8 protein-coding genes are annotated in these 17,603 nt (G+C 55.6%); 1 reads left to right on the top strand and 7 read right to left on the bottom strand.

Annotated elements, in window-relative coordinates; genetic code table 11:
- Positions 1-19: 19 nt before the first annotated feature.
- From HGKM_RS04275 to nth, 6 genes are all read right to left on the bottom strand, one after another.
- Positions 20-817, bottom strand: coding sequence for a patatin-like phospholipase family protein (locus HGKM_RS04275; protein ID WP_081585127.1), 798 nt, complete (start codon positions 815-817; stop codon positions 20-22).
- Positions 818-898: 81 nt separating this feature from the next.
- Positions 899-4,534 carry a DNA-directed RNA polymerase subunit beta' gene (gene rpoC, locus HGKM_RS04270; RefSeq protein WP_019134104.1) on the bottom strand — a complete coding sequence of 1,212 codons (3,636 nt, stop codon included), beginning with the start codon at positions 4,532-4,534 and terminating at the stop codon, positions 899-901.
- 20 nt (positions 4,535-4,554) lie between these two features.
- On the bottom strand, positions 4,555-8,340 hold the full coding sequence (gene rpoB / locus HGKM_RS04265) for a DNA-directed RNA polymerase subunit beta (protein ID WP_034578969.1): 3,786 nt from the start codon (positions 8,338-8,340) through the stop codon (positions 4,555-4,557).
- 302 nt (positions 8,341-8,642) lie between these two features.
- On the bottom strand, positions 8,643-11,762 hold the full coding sequence (gene ileS, locus HGKM_RS04260; RefSeq protein ID WP_034579593.1) for an isoleucine--tRNA ligase: 3,120 nt from the start codon (positions 11,760-11,762) through the stop codon (positions 8,643-8,645).
- Positions 11,763-11,960: 198 nt separating this feature from the next.
- On the bottom strand, positions 11,961-13,244 hold the full coding sequence (locus HGKM_RS04255) for an aminoacetone oxidase family FAD-binding enzyme (protein WP_019134101.1): 1,284 nt from the start codon (positions 13,242-13,244) through the stop codon (positions 11,961-11,963).
- Positions 13,238-13,897 (bottom strand): endonuclease III, encoded by a 660-nt coding sequence (gene nth / locus HGKM_RS04250; RefSeq protein ID WP_019134100.1) that lies wholly within the window; start codon positions 13,895-13,897, stop codon positions 13,238-13,240. Before nth ends, HGKM_RS04255 begins: the two co-directional genes overlap by 7 nt.
- A gap of 111 nt (positions 13,898-14,008) precedes the next feature.
- On the opposite strand from nth, the gene rodA reads away from it, so the two are divergent.
- Positions 14,009-15,139 carry a rod shape-determining protein RodA gene (gene rodA / locus HGKM_RS04245; RefSeq protein ID WP_019134099.1) on the top strand — a complete coding sequence of 377 codons (1,131 nt, stop codon included), beginning with the start codon at positions 14,009-14,011 and terminating at the stop codon, positions 15,137-15,139.
- Here the strand turns inward: rodA and HGKM_RS04240 are convergent.
- Positions 15,075-17,573 (bottom strand): ComEC/Rec2 family competence protein, encoded by a 2,499-nt coding sequence (locus tag HGKM_RS04240; protein WP_019134098.1) that lies wholly within the window; start codon positions 17,571-17,573, stop codon positions 15,075-15,077. The two genes, rodA and HGKM_RS04240, sit on opposite strands and share 65 nt — an antisense overlap.
- Positions 17,574-17,603: the final 30 nt, after the last annotated feature.

Genomic DNA, 17,603 nt, shown 5'->3' with positions numbered 1-17,603 from the left:
ATTTCGTCAAGTTTTTGGCCTATTTTAGGGCCTTTTGTTCCTTTAAGAAAGCCCGGGTATCCTCATAACCCAGGTCCATATTTCTTTGGGCATTGGCCGGAGAGAAGGCAAGGCTTTTTCCCAGGCTTTGGGAAGGTTGGATAAAGAGGACATCGTCCCCAATTTCTGTGCCCATGTAGCGGATCTTTTCCGGGTTCAGTCCGATGGCCACAATTTCTTCGGCCAGGTCCTTGACCATAGCGATGGGAAGGCGGTCGTGGAAGCCCCCATCCAAGTAGTAGTCCCCCATGATAGGCTTCATCTCAAAAACCGGTAAATAGCAGGAAGCCATCAGGAATTCCGTGAGCTTGCCCTGGGGAATATCCTCTAAAAAGAGTTCCATTCCTTTCTTTTTGGAGGCATTCAGGGTTACCAGACCAAATTCCTTGTCCGACTGACGGAGGGCCTCTTCATCGACGTACTTGCGGAAGATCTCCATCATGGGTTCTACCGGCAAACCCCGGTGGTCCATGAGGACCTTCATCAGGTCGGCTCCGGCAGAAATTTTTTCCATAAAATCGTCCTCTTCATAGAGGCGGTTCAACTTTTCCTGGTCCAGTCCGAAGATTTCCGACAGATCCAAGGATAGCCAAAGTTCCCGGCAGAGATCCTCCCGGCCCTGGGCAAACATGACCCCATTTAAGGAGCCGATGGATACGCCGATATAGCCGTCAAAGTCAAAACCAGCCTCCCGGAGGGCTTGATAGGCCCCTACCTGGTAGGCTCCCTTTGCCCCACCCCCTTCAAGAACCAAGGCTCTTTTCATTTTCTTCCTCATCCCTCCCCCTTTCGTGGTTGAGCATAAGAAAAGGGGAAAGGCCGGTTGGCCCGTCCCCTTTTTTCTTTAACACATTACAGCCTAGTCGACCAAAGAAGCTTCTTCCTCTTCATCCGGTTCTTCCACAAGATCGTCCCCTTCTTCATCGGGATCGTCTTCATCTTCAAATCCCTTATCGGAATGGTTCTCGCTCTCGGCCCGGAGGCCTTCAATCCTTGCCAGGTCCTCCTCCATGCCTTCATAGTCGATCTCATTTTTAGCATAGAGCTTCATTCCGGTACCGGCAGGGATGAGTTTGCCGATGATGATGTTCTCCTTGAGGCCACGGAGGTAGTCCACCTTGCCCTTGATCGAGGCATCGGTCAGGACCCGGGTCGTCTCCTGGAAGGAGGCGGCGGAAAGGAAGGATTCAGAAGCGATGGAGGCCTTGGTGATCCCGAGGAGCTGGTATTCATAGGCCACTTCTTCCTTGCCCTCTTCCCGGAGCTGGCGGTTTTTCAAGGCCACAAGCCGGGCGTTCATGAGGGTGCCCGGGAGGAAGCCGGAATCTCCGGCATCCAGGATCCGGACCTTCTGCATCATCTGGTGGATGATGATTTCGATATGGCGATCGTCGATGTCAACCCCCTGGAGTCGGTAAACCTTCTGGACTTCAGAAGTGATATAGTCCTGGACCGCCTGGGGTCCTAAGACTTCCAGGAGTTCGACAGGGTTGATGGATCCGGCGGTCAGCCTCCGGCCCTTCTCCACAAATTCCCCTTCCCGGAGTTCAATCTTGGAATCATAGGGAATAGTGTAGGTCTCCTGGTGTCCCTCTTCCGAGGTGATGACAATGTCCCGACGTTTCTTATTTTCCTTGAAGGAAACGACGCCGGAAGTCCGGGCGATGGGCGCCAGGCCCTTGGGCTTTCTTGCCTCGAAAAGTTCCTCGACACGAGGAAGACCGGAGGTGATGGCCGTTCCTGCAACACCACCGGAGTGGAAGGTCCGCATGGTCAGCTGGGTGCCCGGCTCGCCGATGGACTCGGCAGCAATGATACCGACGGCTTCACCGATATTGACCGCCTTGCCGGTGGCCAGGTTCCGGCCATAGCATTTAGCACAGACCCCATGGACTGTGTTGCATTCGAGGATGGACCGAACTTTGACCTTCTCAATTCCGGCCTTAACAATCTCCTCGCTGATTCTCTCGGTAATGGTGTCGTCCTTGCGGACAATCAGTTCACCCGTGTTGGGATGGAGGATGTCTTCGAAAGAAGTTCGGCCGGTAATCCGGTCAGACAGGGATTCGATCAGCTCATCCCCTTCCTTGATGTCGGATACCTCAATGTAGCGGTCGGTTCCGCAGTCGTCTTCAGTCACGATGACATCTTGGGAAACGTCCACCAGGCGACGGGTCAAATAACCCGAGTCGGCGGTACGAAGGGCGGTATCCGACAGTCCCTTACGAGATCCGTGGGTGGAGATAAAGAATTCCAGAACCGACAAGCCTTCACGGAAGTTGGCCCGGATGGGGATTTCAATCGTCTCACCGGTGGCTGAGGACATGAGCCCACGCATGCCGGCCAGCTGGGAAATCTGCTTGGAGGAACCACGGGCCCCGGACAGGGCCATGGTGGCGATGGAGTTGTCCTCGCCCAAGTTATTGAAGACTTCCTTTTCAATCTCGTCCGTGGTATTGTTCCAAATTTCCACCACGGCCTTTTTCCGCTCGCTTTCCGTCATCCGACCACGGCTGGCCAGGCGTTTGATTTTATCCACTTCCTCATCAGCCGCATCCAAAAGGTCGAACTTGACCTGGGGGATCTGGACGTCGTTCATGGATACGGAAAGGGCGGCTAGGGTGGAGTACTTGTAACCCAAGCTCTTCATGTCATCCAGCATCTGAGCCGTCCGGATATTTCCATGGATTCGGAAGCAGCGGTCGATGATCTGGGTCAACTGCTTTTTCGCCACCCTCCAGGTGATCTCCAATCCATAGGGGTCCTTGGACCGATCAACAAAGCCCAGGTCCTGGGGAATGGAATGGTTAAAGATGAAGTTACCTACTGTTGAATTGACCAGCTTCCCATGGTCCTCCGGTCCCTTGAAAAGACGAACACCGACATGGGAGTGAAGGTCAACAAAACCGTTGACTAGGGACTGGATCATCTCATCGTAGTCTCGGAAGTTCATGACGACTTCGTCGGAAACAGGTGGCTTGGTCAAGTAGTAAACACCAAGGACCATGTCCTGGGTCGGGGTATTGATGGGTTTACCGTCCTTGGGCGCCAGAATGTTGTTGGTGGACATCATGAGGAGGCGGGCTTCAATCTGGGCCTCTGTGGACAGAGGGACGTGAACCGCCATCTGGTCACCGTCGAAGTCGGCGTTATAGGGGGTACAGACCAAGGGATGGAGCTGGATGGCCTTCCCTTCAACCAGGATGGGCTCAAAGGCCTGGATGCCCAACCTGTGGAGGGTCGGGGCACGGTTGAGGAGGACCGGATGATCTTTGATGACCTTCTCCAGGGGTCCCCAAACCCGGGGATCCTTCCTCTCCACCATCTTCTTGGCATTTTTGATATTGTTGGCCTGGTCCTGGGCGACCAGCTCTCTCATGACAAAAGGTTTAAAGAGTTCCAGAGCCATGTCCTTGGGCAAACCACACTGGTAGAACTTGAGGTGGGGGCCGACCACAATAACTGAACGTCCTGAATAGTCCACCCGCTTACCCAGAAGGTTCTGGCGGAAGCGGCCCGACTTCCCCTTCAGGAGGTCGGAGAGGGATTTCAGGGGACGGTTGGAGGCGCCGGTGACCGGCTTTCCCCGACGTCCGTTGTCAATCAAAGCGTCCACAGCTTCCTGGAGCATACGCTTTTCATTCCGGACGATAATATCCGGGGCCCCAATATCCAGGAGCCTCTTCAAGCGGTTGTTTCGGTTGATGACCCGGCGGTAGAGGTCGTTCAAGTCGGAGGTGGCGAAACGCCCTCCCTCCAACTGGACCATGGGCCGGAGGTCCGGGGGCATGACCGGAAGAACATCCAGGCACATCCACTCAGGCCGGTTTCCGGAAAGGAGGAAGGCTTCCACCACTTCCATCCGGCGGAGGATCCGGACCTTCTTTTGTCCGGAGGCATCCTCCAGCTCTTCTTTGAGCTTCTTTTCTTCCTCCTCCAGGTCCAACTTGGCCAGGAGTTCTTTTACCGCTTCCGCACCCATTCCGGCCCGGAAGCCATCCCCGTACTTTTCCCGGTACTCATGGTATTCCGACTCACTGAGGAGGCGCTTCTCATAAAGGTCCCCCTCCGCATCGCCCGGGTCGATGACGATATAGTTGGCAAAGTAAAGGACCAGTTCCAGGGCCTTGGGGGACATATCCAAGAGGAGGCCCATCCGGGAAGGGATCCCCTTAAAATACCAGATATGGGAAACCGGGCAGGCCAGTTCGATGTGGCCCATCCGTTCCCGGCGGACCTTGGACTTGGTCACTTCCACCCCGCACTTTTCGCAGACCACACCCTTGAAGCGGATCCGCTTGTACTTTCCACAGTTGCATTCCCAGTCCTTCGTCGGACCGAAAATCTTTTCGCAAAAGAGGCCGTCCTTTTCCGGCTTCAGGGTCCGGTAGTTGATCGTCTCCGGCTTCTTCACTTCTCCATGGGACCAGGAACGAATTTTTTCCGGAGAAGCTATTTTTATTTGAATGGCATCAAAATCATTAGTTCTTTTCAAGATCGAACTCCTCTCCGGGACTACTCGTCCTCTTCATCTTCCACGGCACGGTTTAATTCTTCCTCTTCTTCATCATCCAGGTGACCTTCATCCAAGTCGTCGAGGTCATCCTCATCGACATCGATCAGGTCATCATCGTCATCCACATCTCCTTCGCTGGCGTCGCGGATGAAGCGGTCCGGAAGGTCTTCACTCTGTCTCTCATCGATCTCCTCGATCTGGGAGAAGCGAGTCAGGTCGTCCAAGTCATCCTTGAGCTGGACCTCTTCCCCACCTTCATCCAGGAGCTTGACATCGAGGGAGAGGGACTGGAGTTCTTTGATCAGGACCTTGAAGGATTCGGGGATGCCGGGTTCGGGGATGTTCTCCCCCTTGACGATGGCTTCATAGGTCCGGACACGGCCGGTCACATCGTCGGACTTGACCGTCAGCATTTCCTGGAGGGTGTGGGAGGCCCCATAGGCTTCCAAGGCCCAGACTTCCATTTCTCCGAAACGCTGACCCCCGAATTGAGCCTTACCGCCCAGGGGCTGCTGGGTGACCAGGGAGTAGGGACCCGTGGAACGGGCATGGATCTTCTCTTCCACCATGTGGTGGAGCTTGAGCATATACATGTAACCCACGGTGACGGGCTGGGCGAATTCTTCCCCGGTCCGTCCGTCGCGAAGCTGGATCTGACCGGAAATATCGTAACCCGCCCTCTCGAGGGCTTCTTCAATTTCATAGTCCTGGGCACCATCGAATACCGGGGTAGCTACCTTCCAGCCCAGTTTTTTGGCGGCCATACCCAGGTGGACTTCCAAAACCTGACCCAGGTTCATCCGGGAAGGAATACCCAGGGGGTTCAGGCAGATTTGGACGGGAGTTCCATCAGGAAGGAAGGGCATATCTTCCGTGGGGAGGATTCGGGAAACCACGCCCTTATTACCGTGGCGTCCGCACATCTTATCCCCCACCATAATCTTCCGCTTGGAGGCAATATAGACCCGGACCACCTCATTGATGCCCGGAGCCAGGTCGTCCCCATTGACCCGGGAATAGGTCTTGATATCGACGACAACGCCGAATTCTCCATGGGGAACCTTCAAGGAGGCATCCCGGACTTCCCGGGCCTTTTCTCCGAAGATGGCCCGAAGGAGGCGTTCTTCCGGCGAAAGCTCGGTCTCCCCTTTGGGGGTCACCTTGCCGACAAGGATGTCGCCGGCGAAGACTTCCGCCCCGATCCGGACAATCCCGTCCTCATCCAAATTCTTCTTCATCTCGTCACCCACGTTGGGAATGTCCCGGGTGATTTCCTCGGGACCCAGCTTGGTCTGTCGGGCCTCGCAGGTGTGCTCTTCAATATGGACCGAGGTCAGGGTGTCGTCGATGACCAGGGACTCATTGATCAGCATAGCATCCTCATAGTTATAGCCTTCCCATTCCATGAAGGCGATAAGGATGTTCTTGCCCAGGGCGATTTCGCCCATATCCGTGGAAGGACCGTCAGCCAGAGTGTCACCCTTTTTCACCTTCTCGCCTTCACGGACAATGGGGCGCTGGTTGAAGCAGGTGCCTTGGTTGGCCCTGCGGAATTTCAGAATCTTGTAGTGGTGGACTTCCCCGTCCTTGTCCGTGACATCGACATGGTCACTGTCAACGGAAGTGACGATCCCGTCTTCCTTGGCCAGGACCATAACGCCCGAGTCGCAGGCGGCCTTGTGCTCAATCCCGGTTCCGATAATGGGAGCCGTGGTCTTGATCAGGGGAACTGCCTGGCGCTGCATGTTGGTCCCCATCAGGGCACGGGTGGCGTCGTCGTTTTCCAGGAAGGGGATCATGGCTGCCCCGACCGAAACGATCTGCTGGGGGGAAACGTCCATGAGGTCAACTTCATTGCGTGGGAAAATGCCGTTTTCTGCCCGGATGCCCCGGCCGGAAACGCGCTCATTAATAAAGAAGCCCTTATCATCCAGAGGCTCGTTAGCCTGGGCTTTGATGTACTTATCTTCTTCATCGGCCGTCAGATAGATGATCTCATCGCTCACCTGGCCGGTCCCCTTCTTGACCTTCCGATAGGGGGTCTCAATGAAGCCCAACTTGTTGATCCGGCCGTAGGTGGTCAGGGAGGTAATCAGGCCGATGTTGGGACCTTCCGGGGTTTCAATGGGACAGATCCGACCATAGTGGGAATCGTGGACGTCACGGACCTCCGCACCGGCACGGTCTCGAGAGAGTCCGCCCGGGCCCAAGGCCGAGAGACGGCGCTTGTGGGTCAATTCCGACATAGGATTGGTCTGGTCCATAAACTGGGAGAGCTGGGAGGAGCCAAAGAATTCCTTGATGGCTGCCGTCACCGGGCGGACGTTGAGGAGGGATTGGGGGGTGGCCAAGTCCTGGTCTCCGGTCGTCATCCGCTCGCGAACTACCCTCTCCATCCGGGAGAGGCCGATCCGGAACTGGTTCTGGAGGAGCTCGCCGACACAGCGGACCCGGCGGTTGCCCAGGTGGTCAATGTCGTCCGTATCTCCGATCCCGTCGTAAAGGTTGAGTTGGTAGGATAGGGTAGCCAAAATGTCCGCCGGAGTGATGTGGCGGGGGCTGATCTCATCCATATGGCGGTTGATGTATTGAACCTTCCGCCGGCTTTCATCAAAGGCCCCGTTTTCATTAGCCTCAAAAGCCTCCAGGGCGGCATCCATGGCGGGCTTATAGATTTTATCGGAGAACTTGAACTGGTCCAGGTCCACATCGGGAATCCGGTCCTGGAAGGTCCGGTAGTCCACAAAGTGGGACCCCACCACCCGGACCTGCTTTTCCATGGTCCGGTCGGTGTAGACATCGACAATGTTGATCCCGGAATTTTCGATAGCCATGGCCAAGTCTTCATCCAGGAAGTCCCCTTCCTTGGCGATGATTTCCCCATCCTCAGAGATGGCGTCAGCGGCCAGGATCCGGTTATGGATCCGGTTGAATACGGTCAGCTTCTTATTGAATTTATAACGGCCGACATGGGCCAGGTCATAGCGTTTGGGGTCGAAAAAGAGGTTATAAATCAGGGGCTCGGCGGATTCCAGCGAAGCCATATCACCGGGCTTGAGCTTGCGGTAGATCTCCAGCAGGGCTTCCTCCCGGTTGGTGGAAACATCCTTCTCCAGGGTCTTGGACAGGGCTTCGCTCTCCCCCAACACATCCACCATTTCCTGGTTGCTTTCAAAGAGAAGGGCACGGATCAACGTGGTGGCCGGAAGTTTCCGGGTCCGGTCAATCCGGACATTGACCACCCCGTTGGCGTCATTGTCATACTCAAGCCAGGCACCCCGGTTGGGGATGACGGTGGAGGCGACCTCCAGGCTTCCGGATTTGTCATAAGAAGAGGTGTAGTAGACACCGGGTGACCGAATGAGCTGGGAGACGATGGTCCGCTCGGCACCATTAATAATGAAGGTCCCGGTCGGGGTCATCATGGGGATATCGCCCAAGAAGACTTCCTGCTCCTTGACGTCCATGATCTCGCCCTCATCCATCTTGATCAGGCGGACCTTGACCCGGAGTTTTTTGGAGTAGTTGACGTCCCTTTCCTTGGCTTCTTCCACCGAATATTCGGACTCTTCATCAAAGCTGTAGTCCACAAATTCCAAGACCAATCCACCCGAATAGTCCCGAATGGGAGAAATATCGGCCAAGACTTCACCCAGGCCTTCATCCAGGAACCACTGAAAAGAGTTCTTCTGGATGTCCAGCAGGTTGGGAAATTCCAGCACGGAAGGGATGCGAGAGAAGGTCTCACGCGCCGTCCGCCCATACATTTCTGTATGATTGTGCATTACCATAGCCACCCCTTACTAATTTTTAGAAGTTGAGAAAACCGGTCATTTCAGATATAGACAAGAAAAAATCGGCATAAGTACCGATTTAACACTGTTGCAATATGTGAGTATAACACGAAAAAAGGAACCAGGTCAAGACATGGCCGGTCCAAAAAAGGAAATATGGAGAAGAAAACTCGTTTGTTGAAATGACTTGCTTATAGTATAGCGGAAGTTCCCCTAAAAATCAAGTAAAAAACGCCCGGATCCGTGGTGTGATGAATCCAGGCGTTTCTCTCTTATTATGAATTTTTTTCTTATTAATCCGCCTTCTTTAGGGAGAAGTGGATGGTGTGCCCGTTCAGGTCTTCTTCCTCTCCTTTTGTCCCCTTTTCAAAGGTCAACTTGAGGGCAAGAACATTGCTGGTGATCATCTCCTGATTGGCTTGGATGGCCTCTACCAGGGTCTCATCCCCGTCATAGACGATCTCAATCCGGTCGGCCACGTCAAAGTCCATCTTTTTCCGGGCTTGCTGGATCCGGGAAATAAACTCCCGGGCAAAGCCCTCTTGGATGAGGTCCGGGGTGAGTTCGGTCTCCAGAACCACAGAGACATTCCCATCCATAGCCACATCGTAGCCTTCCTTGGCATGGAAGTCGGCCAGGACATATTCCTTGGGGATGGAGACTTCTTCACCGCCAAGTTCCATAGTGATGGACCCCTCCTGGATTTTCTCCAAGAACTGATGGGCATCCACTTCCCTGAGTTGTTGGGCAAATTCCTTGATCCGGCCGCCCAGGATGGACCCCGCTAATTTGTAGTTGGGTTTTAGGGCGATATTGGCGTAGTCCGCCAGGGCATCGGAGAAGACCACTTCCTTGACGTTGAGCTCCTCTTTGATCAGACCCACCAGATCTGCGACCTTATCCCGGTATTTTTTGTCCACCATAATCTCCTGAAGGGGCTGGCGGACCTTGATTTGGGCATCCTCACGGGAGGCCCGGCCCAGGTTGACGATCTTGCGGACCAGGTCCATTTTCTCTTCCAGGGCTTTGTCGATCATTTCCTCATGAGCCTCCGGCAGGTATTCCAGGTGGACGGAATCCATCGCCTCCCCATGGGTCAGGGCCAGGTAAACCTGGTCAGCTAGGAAGGGGGTGATGGGGGCAATGAGCTTGGACAGGTCCAGAACCACTTCGTAGGTGGTCAGGAAGCAGGATTTAACGTAGTCACTATCCTCAGAGGACCAGAAGCGGGACCGGTTCCGGCGGATATACCAGTTGGACAGGTCCTCCACAACAAAGTCCGATAGGGCATGGACCACCTTGGTATATTCGAAGATTTCCATCTCCTCCCGGTAGGTCTTGTAGAGGGACTGGAAGCGGGAGAGGAGCCAGCGGTCAATTTCCGGCCGGTTCTCCACCGGGATATCAAAGGAGGCTACATCCCAGCCGTTGGTGTTGGCATAAAGGGCGAACATCTGGTAGACGTTCTTCAAGGTCCGGAAGAACTTGGCGTTGACCTCTTTTACCCCTTCCACATCAAAGCGGGTGGGAACCCAAGGTGGGGAGACGAAGAGGGAGTAAAAGCGGATGGCGTCCGCTGAATATTTATCGAAAAGCTCGAAGGGGTCCAGGGTATTGCCCTTGGACTTGGACATCTTGGCCCCATCCTTATCCAGGACCAGGTCGTTGACCAGGACGTTTTTATAGGGGGCCACTCCCTTATAAAGGATGGAAATGGCCATGAGGGAGTAGAACCAACCCCGGGTCTGGTCGATGCCTTCGGAAATAAAGTCGGCCGGGAAGAATTCCTTCTCCAGGTCATCCTTATGCTCGAAGGGATAGTGGTATTGGGCAAAGGGCATGGCCCCGGAATCGAACCAAACGTCGATGACATCCGGCTCGCGGGACATGGTCCCCCCGCATTCAGGGCATTTGATATGGACATTGTCCACATAGGGGCGGTGGAGGTCGATGGATTCGTCGATCTCCTCGATGGCCTCTTCCGCCAACTGCTTGCGGGAGCCCACGGAGTGGACATGGCCACAGTCAGGGCATACCCAGAGGTTGAGGGGGGTCCCCCAATAACGGGTCCGGGAGATGGCCCAATCCTTGAGATTTTCCAACCAATTGCCGAAGCGCTTCTCGCCCACGTGGCCAGGGAACCAATTGACCTTCTTGTTGGCTTCCACCATCTCCTGGGCATGGGAAGAGACATCAATATACCAGGAGGGCTTGGCGTAATAAATCAGTGGAGTGTGGCAGCGCCAGCAGTGGGGGTAATTGTGGGTGATCTTTTGGGTCCCGTAGCAAAGGCCATTGTCCCTGAGGTATTGGATCACCTGAGGGTCAGCATCCATGACGAAAGTCCCCTTGTAGGGGCCTTCCAGGAAGGTCCCGTCATCCCCCACCGGGTTGACCAGGGCCAGGTCATAGCGGCGGCCGGTCTGGTAGTCCTCTTCACCGAAGGCGGGTGCCGTATGAACGACCCCGGTCCCGTCTTCCATGGTGACGTAATCCGCACAAGTGACAAAAAAGGCCTTGCCCTTGACCTGGACAAAAGGAAGGAGCTGGTCGTATTCCATATACTCCAGGTCCTTGCCCTTCATGGTCTCCAGGACTTCGATCTCTCCGTATTGTTCACGGAGGGCCTGGCCCATGAGGTCTTTGGCTAAGATGAGTTTGACATCCCCCTGCTTGACCTTGACATAGTCGGCATCAGGGTGGACGGTTAAGGCCACGTTGGAAAGGAGGGTCCAAGGGGTGGTGGTCCAGGCCAGGAAATATTCTTTCTCCCTGCCTTTGATGGGGAACATGGGGTAGACGGTCATCACGTCGTCTTCCTCATAGCCCTGGGCTACCTCATGGGAGGCCAGGCCGGTCCCGCAGCGTGAGCAGTAGGGAAGGATCTTTGCCCCCTTGTAAATTAGCCCCTTCCGGTAGAAATCATCCAAGAGGTGCCAAACCGTCTCGATGTAATTATTATCCAGGGTAATATAGGGGTTGTCCATGTCCGCCAGGAAGGCCATCCGGTGGGACATATCCATCCAAAGGTCCCGGTATTCAAAAACCGATTCCCGGCACTTCTCGTTGAACTTCTCAACACCATAGGCTTCGATATCCTGCTTGTCATGGAAGCCCAACTTCTTCTCCACCTCAATTTCCACCGGGAGCCCATGGGTGTCCCAACCCGCCTTCCGGCGGACCTGGTAGCCCTGCATAGTCTTATACCGGCAGGTCATATCCTTGAGTGTCCGGGCAATGACGTGGTGGACTCCGGGTTTCCCGTTAGCCGTTGGGGGGCCGTCATAGAAAACGTAATTGGGCTTGCCGTCTCTTTCTTTAATCGACCGGTCCAGGAGGTCCATTTTTTCCCAGCGTTCGATCAAATCAAGCTCGCCTTGTCGCGCGTCTTTCGGCAGTTCTTTATATGTCAAGCCTTGCTCCTTTCCGCTTGGTCCAATGGTCTCGGCAACCACTTGCCGCCATGGGCCAAGCGCTTGACCTTCCCCTGGACTCATCTTGGGGTTAATCATTCTTCTTTATAAATTTACAAATTTACAACTGTATCTATGATAGCACTTTTTTCACTCCCGTCCAGATTCTTTCCGGGTCTTTGATGGAAGTAGGGACGACTAGGTTTCCTTGGCAATCCTGTGCTGGATGGCCCGGGAAACCGCATGGGCGGAGGCCCAGGCCCAGTGGAGGTTGTAACCTCCACACTCCCCCTGGACATCCAGGACCTCTCCCATGAAGTAGAGGTCCGGGGTGAGGACGGATTCCAGGCTTTGAGGGTCCACCTGACCCGTGGCCAGGCCCCCACAGGTCACCTGACCATGGTCCTTCTTTCGGGCCCCCAGGACATGGAAGGTCATCGTCTTGGAAGATGCCAACCAGACTTCATAGTGGGAGAGGGGGGCTTGGGAGAGGGCTTGGTCGGCTTGGATTCCCCCTTCTTCCAAACTCGCCCGGAGGACCTTCGCGGGGAAGAAGCCGGCCAGGGCCTCTTCGGCCTTCCAGTCTTTCCTGGATTCATAGAGGGATCCCAGGATATCCACCCCCTCATCCAGGGAAAGATCGGGGAGGAGGTCGACCCTTACTTCAGGGTTCACCCCATCTCCTACCAGAGCTAAGAGGTCATTGGACAGGCGGAAGACCCCCATGCCTGAAATCCCATAGTCGGTAAAGAGGAGGTCACCGGACCGAATTTTGATCCTCCCTTCCCCATCGACCATCCGGAGACCCGCCTCCAGCTTATCTCCCGTGGCCTTCCTGCAAAAATCCGATTTCCGAACGACCAGGCCACAGATGGCAGGATGGATGGGGGTCAGTCGGTGGCCCAGGTCCTTGACCAGGGAATAGCCCCGGGACCACTCCTTCTTGCCAATACCGTAGGCTCCACCGGTCGCTAGAACCAGGGCTTGGTAGGGACCCCGGACCTTCCCCTCTCCGTCTTGGACCCGGTAGGCTCCGTCCTTTTTTTCAACCGCCCGGATTTCACAGGAGAGCCGGACCCTGACCCCCTGGTGGCGGACCCAGGCTTCCAAAATCCGGACCAGGGAGTCCGCTTTCATGGTGGCCGGGTAGGTCATGCCGGAGTCCAGGACCCTGGAGGGGAGGCCCAGTCTCCGGAAGAAGGCGGTTGCTTCCTCAAAACCAAAGGATTCCAGGATGGGGCCCGGAAATTCCCGGCTCTCTCCCGTATAATGGTCCAGGGAAATGTCCCGGTTGGTGAAATTACACCGCCCGTTGCCCGTAGCCAGGACCTTGCGGAGGAGGGCTTCCCCTTGGTCGAAAATTTCCACTTCAAGAGGACAATCCGGGCGACTTTGTTCAGCTAAAAGTCCGGCCAAGCAGACCCCGGAGGCTCCCCCGCCAATAATGGCCACCCGGTAGGGCCGGGCCCGACCTTCTAACAAGATGGTCCCTCCTTCTTCAGGGAATCCAGATAGCGGCAGTGGTCCCTCAAGGGGCAGATTTCGCACTTAGGAGACCGGGCGGAACAGATGTCCCTCCCGTGCTGGATGATGGAAAGGTGGAAGTAGTTCCAGGATTCCTCTTCTAAGATCTTCCTCAGGTCCTGCTCACATTCCTCCGGATTTTTGGACCTTGAAAGGCCCAGGCGGTTGGAAACCCGGAAAACATGAGTGTCCACCGGCATGGAGGCCTGACCAAAGGAATTGGCCAGAACCACGTTGGCCGTCTTCCTCCCAACGCCGGGCAGGCTCATCAGCTCCTCCATGGTATTCGGAACCTTACCCCCGAAGTCCCCAACCAGCTTTTGGGCAGTCAGGATGATATTCCGAGCCTTGGTCCGGAAAAATCCGATGGACCGGATATAGTCCATGACTTCCTCCTCAGCGGCCCGGGACAGGGCCTCCGGGTCCGGGTAGGCGGCAAACAGGGCGGGTGTGACCTTGTTGACCTGGCGGTCGGTGGTCTGGGCCGAAAGAATGGTGGCGACCAGGGATTCAAAAGGATTTTTTGCATGGAGGAAGGGCTCCAGGCCGGGATAAGTTTCTTTTAGAATTTGGGCGATTTCATGCGCCTCCTTGCGGGTCATGGACTGCATGGTGGGACTCCTTCTCTAAAGACTCGACGTTCTACCTATTCATTCTGAGATTCTTCTATTATAATGGAGAACGAATCGATTCCCAAATCCTTTGAGATGGAAAGGACCCCTATGTTTAACCGAAACAAAAAACAATTTGCCCAGTTCGACTGGGTTCTATTCATAGTGACTATCATCCTATGCATCCTAGGCCTCCTTGCTGTCCGGTCCGCCACCTACTCCAAGAACCCCTCTATCGCCCCTCTGGTTACCCAAATTATCGCTACCCTCCTGGGATTCGGCGTCATTGCCATCCTCCAATGGGTGGATATTGACTACCTCCGGAAGCTGGCCATCCCCATTTACTTGATCATCCTTGCCCTCCTCGTCGCCACCCGCCTATTCGGCTTCGGCATGGAACAATGGGGGGCGGATTCCTGGCTCAAGCTGGGCCCGGTCATCTTCCAGCCCTCGGAATTTTCCAAGCTGGGCATCATCATCTTCCTGGCCTGGCTCCTGGAACGCTACAAATCAAAGATCAACAAGCCTACCACCATCCTCATCCTGGCAGTGACCATGGCCATCCCCATCTTCCTCATCCTCAAGCAGCCGGACCTGGGGACCGCGGCCGTCATCATCTTCTTTGTTGCCGTCATGATTTTCTATGCCGACATCCATTGGGGCTACATCCTGGCCGCCTTTGTGTTAGCCCTCATCGCTGTCCCCCTCCTCTACGCTTCCCTGAGCGTGACCCAGCAGGACCGGATCTTGAACTTCATCGACCCCCTCCGGGATCCTCGGGGATCCAACTACCAGATCCTCCAGGGGATTGTGGCCATCGGGTCAGGCCAGCTGTCCGGTCGTGGCTATCTCCAGGGGACCCAAACCCACTTCGGCTTCATCCCTGAGCAGGACACCGACTACATTTTCTCGGTCATCGCTGAGGAGTTCGGCTTCATCGGCGGAATCTTCCTCATCACCTGCTACTTTATCATGCTCTTCCGTATGGTCCTCATCGCCCGCCGGGCCAAGGACCCCTTCGAGGGCCTCCTGGTCATCGGGATCGCTTCCATGATCTTCATCCACGTTTTCGAGAATATCGGCATGACCATCGGCCTCATGCCCGTCACCGGCATCCCCCTCCCCCTCATTTCCAACGGAGGGACCTTCCAGCTCCTCACCATAACTTCAATAGGCATCATCCTTTCCATCTCCACCCAGCGTCGTCCCCTGGACTTCTCCGGAGGAGGCGGGATCCTGTAAAAAGGAGGAGGAAAAGAAAAAGATCGATCATGATCCTGCCCAGGTCCCTTTGGACCTGGGCTTCTTTTGTGAGAACCAGAAATTCCCTGGTCCCCTCCCCCCGCCCTTCAAAGAAGAGGTCGCCCAGCCTTGACGTTCTAACATAAGGAATTCCTGCTCCCTCCAAACGGTCTAGGACCTCCTTGTGGGGGTGGCCGTAAGAGTTATTCCGGCCTGAAGAAAGGATGGCCAGGCGGGGGTGGATTCCTTTCAGAAAGGCCATGGATGACCCCTTCCGTGACCCATGGTGGGCAACTTTCAAAAGGTCCACCTTCCCCTGAAGCCCGGCCATGTCCTTGGGGTCCAAATCCTCCTCCCGGTCCCCCATGAGGAGGACACGAGGTCCGAAATCCACCAGGAGGACGGCGGAATCCCGATTGGGCCATGAGCTGTCAAAAAGGCCTTCTCGGACCACTCGGATCCGTACCCCTCCTCCCCGGCCGGGCCAGGAATAGGTCCTCCCCTCCTCGAAAGAAATGAGTGGAAGGTCGCCTTGTTCTCCTCCTTCCCGCAAGGAAGGAGGAAGGAGGGGGCGGGCCGAGGATCCATCCGCCATTGGAGGAAGAAAAATCGCCTTCACCGGGAGGGAGCTGACCAGCCCATCCAGGTTTCCAATGTGGTCATAGTCCCTATGAGAAAGGAAAACCCCATCCAGGTGGTCTACCCCCATGGACCGGATCTTGTCCACAAAAAGTGGGGCCTCCTCATTCTTCATGGTCCGGAAATTGATCCTCCCCCCACAGTCGAAGAGGAAATTGCCGGCTTGGGACTGGAGGAGGAGACCATCCCCCTGGCCCACATCCAGGGCGACAAAACGATCGACCCGGGGACCCGGGGAAAAAGAAAGGAAAAAGATCAGGGTCAGGCAGAGGAAGTCCAAAGTCGCTTCCTCCAGCTTCCTTTTCTCCCAGACATTTAGCCTCCTCCAAAAACGGGTCCAAGTGTCCTGACCACCTAGGCGGAAGGCCAGAAGGAGGGCCAAGAAAAAAATATAGGCTCCACCGAAGGTCAACCATGAGTCTAAGGGAAAGCGGGGAAGGGGGAGGGCCTCCAAGCCCTGGACCATGACGGAAAATCCCCCATAAGCCAGATTAAAGAGCCCACAAAGGAAAGTACCTAGCAGGGGGAAATGGACCAGAAAATAGGCGACCAGGCCCAGGGCAAAGAGTTTGGAAAAGAAGGGGATGGCCAAGGGATTGGCCAGGAGGATGACGGGGGAAATCTCCTGAACGACACCGGACATGAGGGGGAGGGTAAAGAGGTTGATCCAGAAGCTGGTCCGGACATCCTTGAGGAAGGATCCCTTTATCGGGTGGAGTCGATTAACCCGGTCCACAATCCGAAGGGCCAGGGCACAAGTGAAGGAGAGGAGGAGCCCCAGGTCATAGGCCGCATAGGGACGGAAGGTCAGGTAGAGGTCCAGGGGGACCAGGAAGGTCCGGACCGGCTTGACTTTCCCCCGATAAAGGATGCCCGCCTCACTAAAGGCCAGGAAAAGGCCGGCCCGGACGATAGAGGCCGGGAAGGAAAGAAGACCGGCATAGGCGGTTATGAGGACAAAGAGGACCCGGTCGGCACTCTTCCTGGAAAGACCCAGGCCGGCCAGGACTTGGAGCCCCCAAGCGAAAAGGAGGTTGACGTGGAGACCTGAGGCCGCCAGGAGGTGAGAGAGTCCTAGCTTTTTCATGGGGTCCTTGAGGTCAAGGCCTCCACTCCCGGTTCTCCCCAGGAAAACCCGGCGAAAAAAGGATCCGGCCGGGCCACCCAGACCCTCCGTCCTTCTTAAGGCCCGATCTTTGATCCGGTTTCTTATCCTTTGGAGGGAGCCGGGCCGGCTGGTGACGATCCTCCGTGTCAAACGGACCTGGCCCGATATCCCCTTTCCCTCCAGCCAGGCCTCCCGGTTGAAGGCCCCGTTATAGGCCGATTTATCCAAGGGAAGGTAGTGGGCCCAGGCTTCTTCCCTCTGTCCCACTTGGAGGATGGCCTCGGACTCGCTGACCGGTGATGCAGAAATAAATGTTTTTCCTTTAAAAGGGCCGCTTTCCGCACGAAATAAGCCCAGGTTCCCCTCTCCTCCTTCCAGGGACCCTGTCCAGGTCAGGCGGAGGATCTGAGACTTTTCCGGGAAGAGGGCCTCATCAATATGGACGGGTCGAAGGGACAGATTGGCCTGACCCAGAACCAGGCCCAGGACCAGGGCCATGAGCCAAGTCCGGCGGGTCATGAGGCGGGTGGACTTTTCCCCCTCCCTCTCCCCTCGGCGAAAGGTGATAAAAAAAAGAAAGAGTCCTGAAAAAAGAAAAATTCCCCTTTGAAGGAAGGGGCCCAGGCCCAGAGGAGTCAAGAAGTAGGAGGCGAGAAGCCCACCAAGAAAACATTCAACAGAGGACACCCGACCCCCTTTCACCGGATAAAGAATCGG

Source organism: Kallipyga massiliensis ph2, assembly GCF_000311985.1.
In the GTDB taxonomy this organism is placed as follows: domain Bacteria; phylum Bacillota; class Clostridia; order Tissierellales; family Peptoniphilaceae; genus Kallipyga; species Kallipyga massiliensis.
This window is presented reverse-complemented; position numbering and strand designations above follow the sequence as displayed.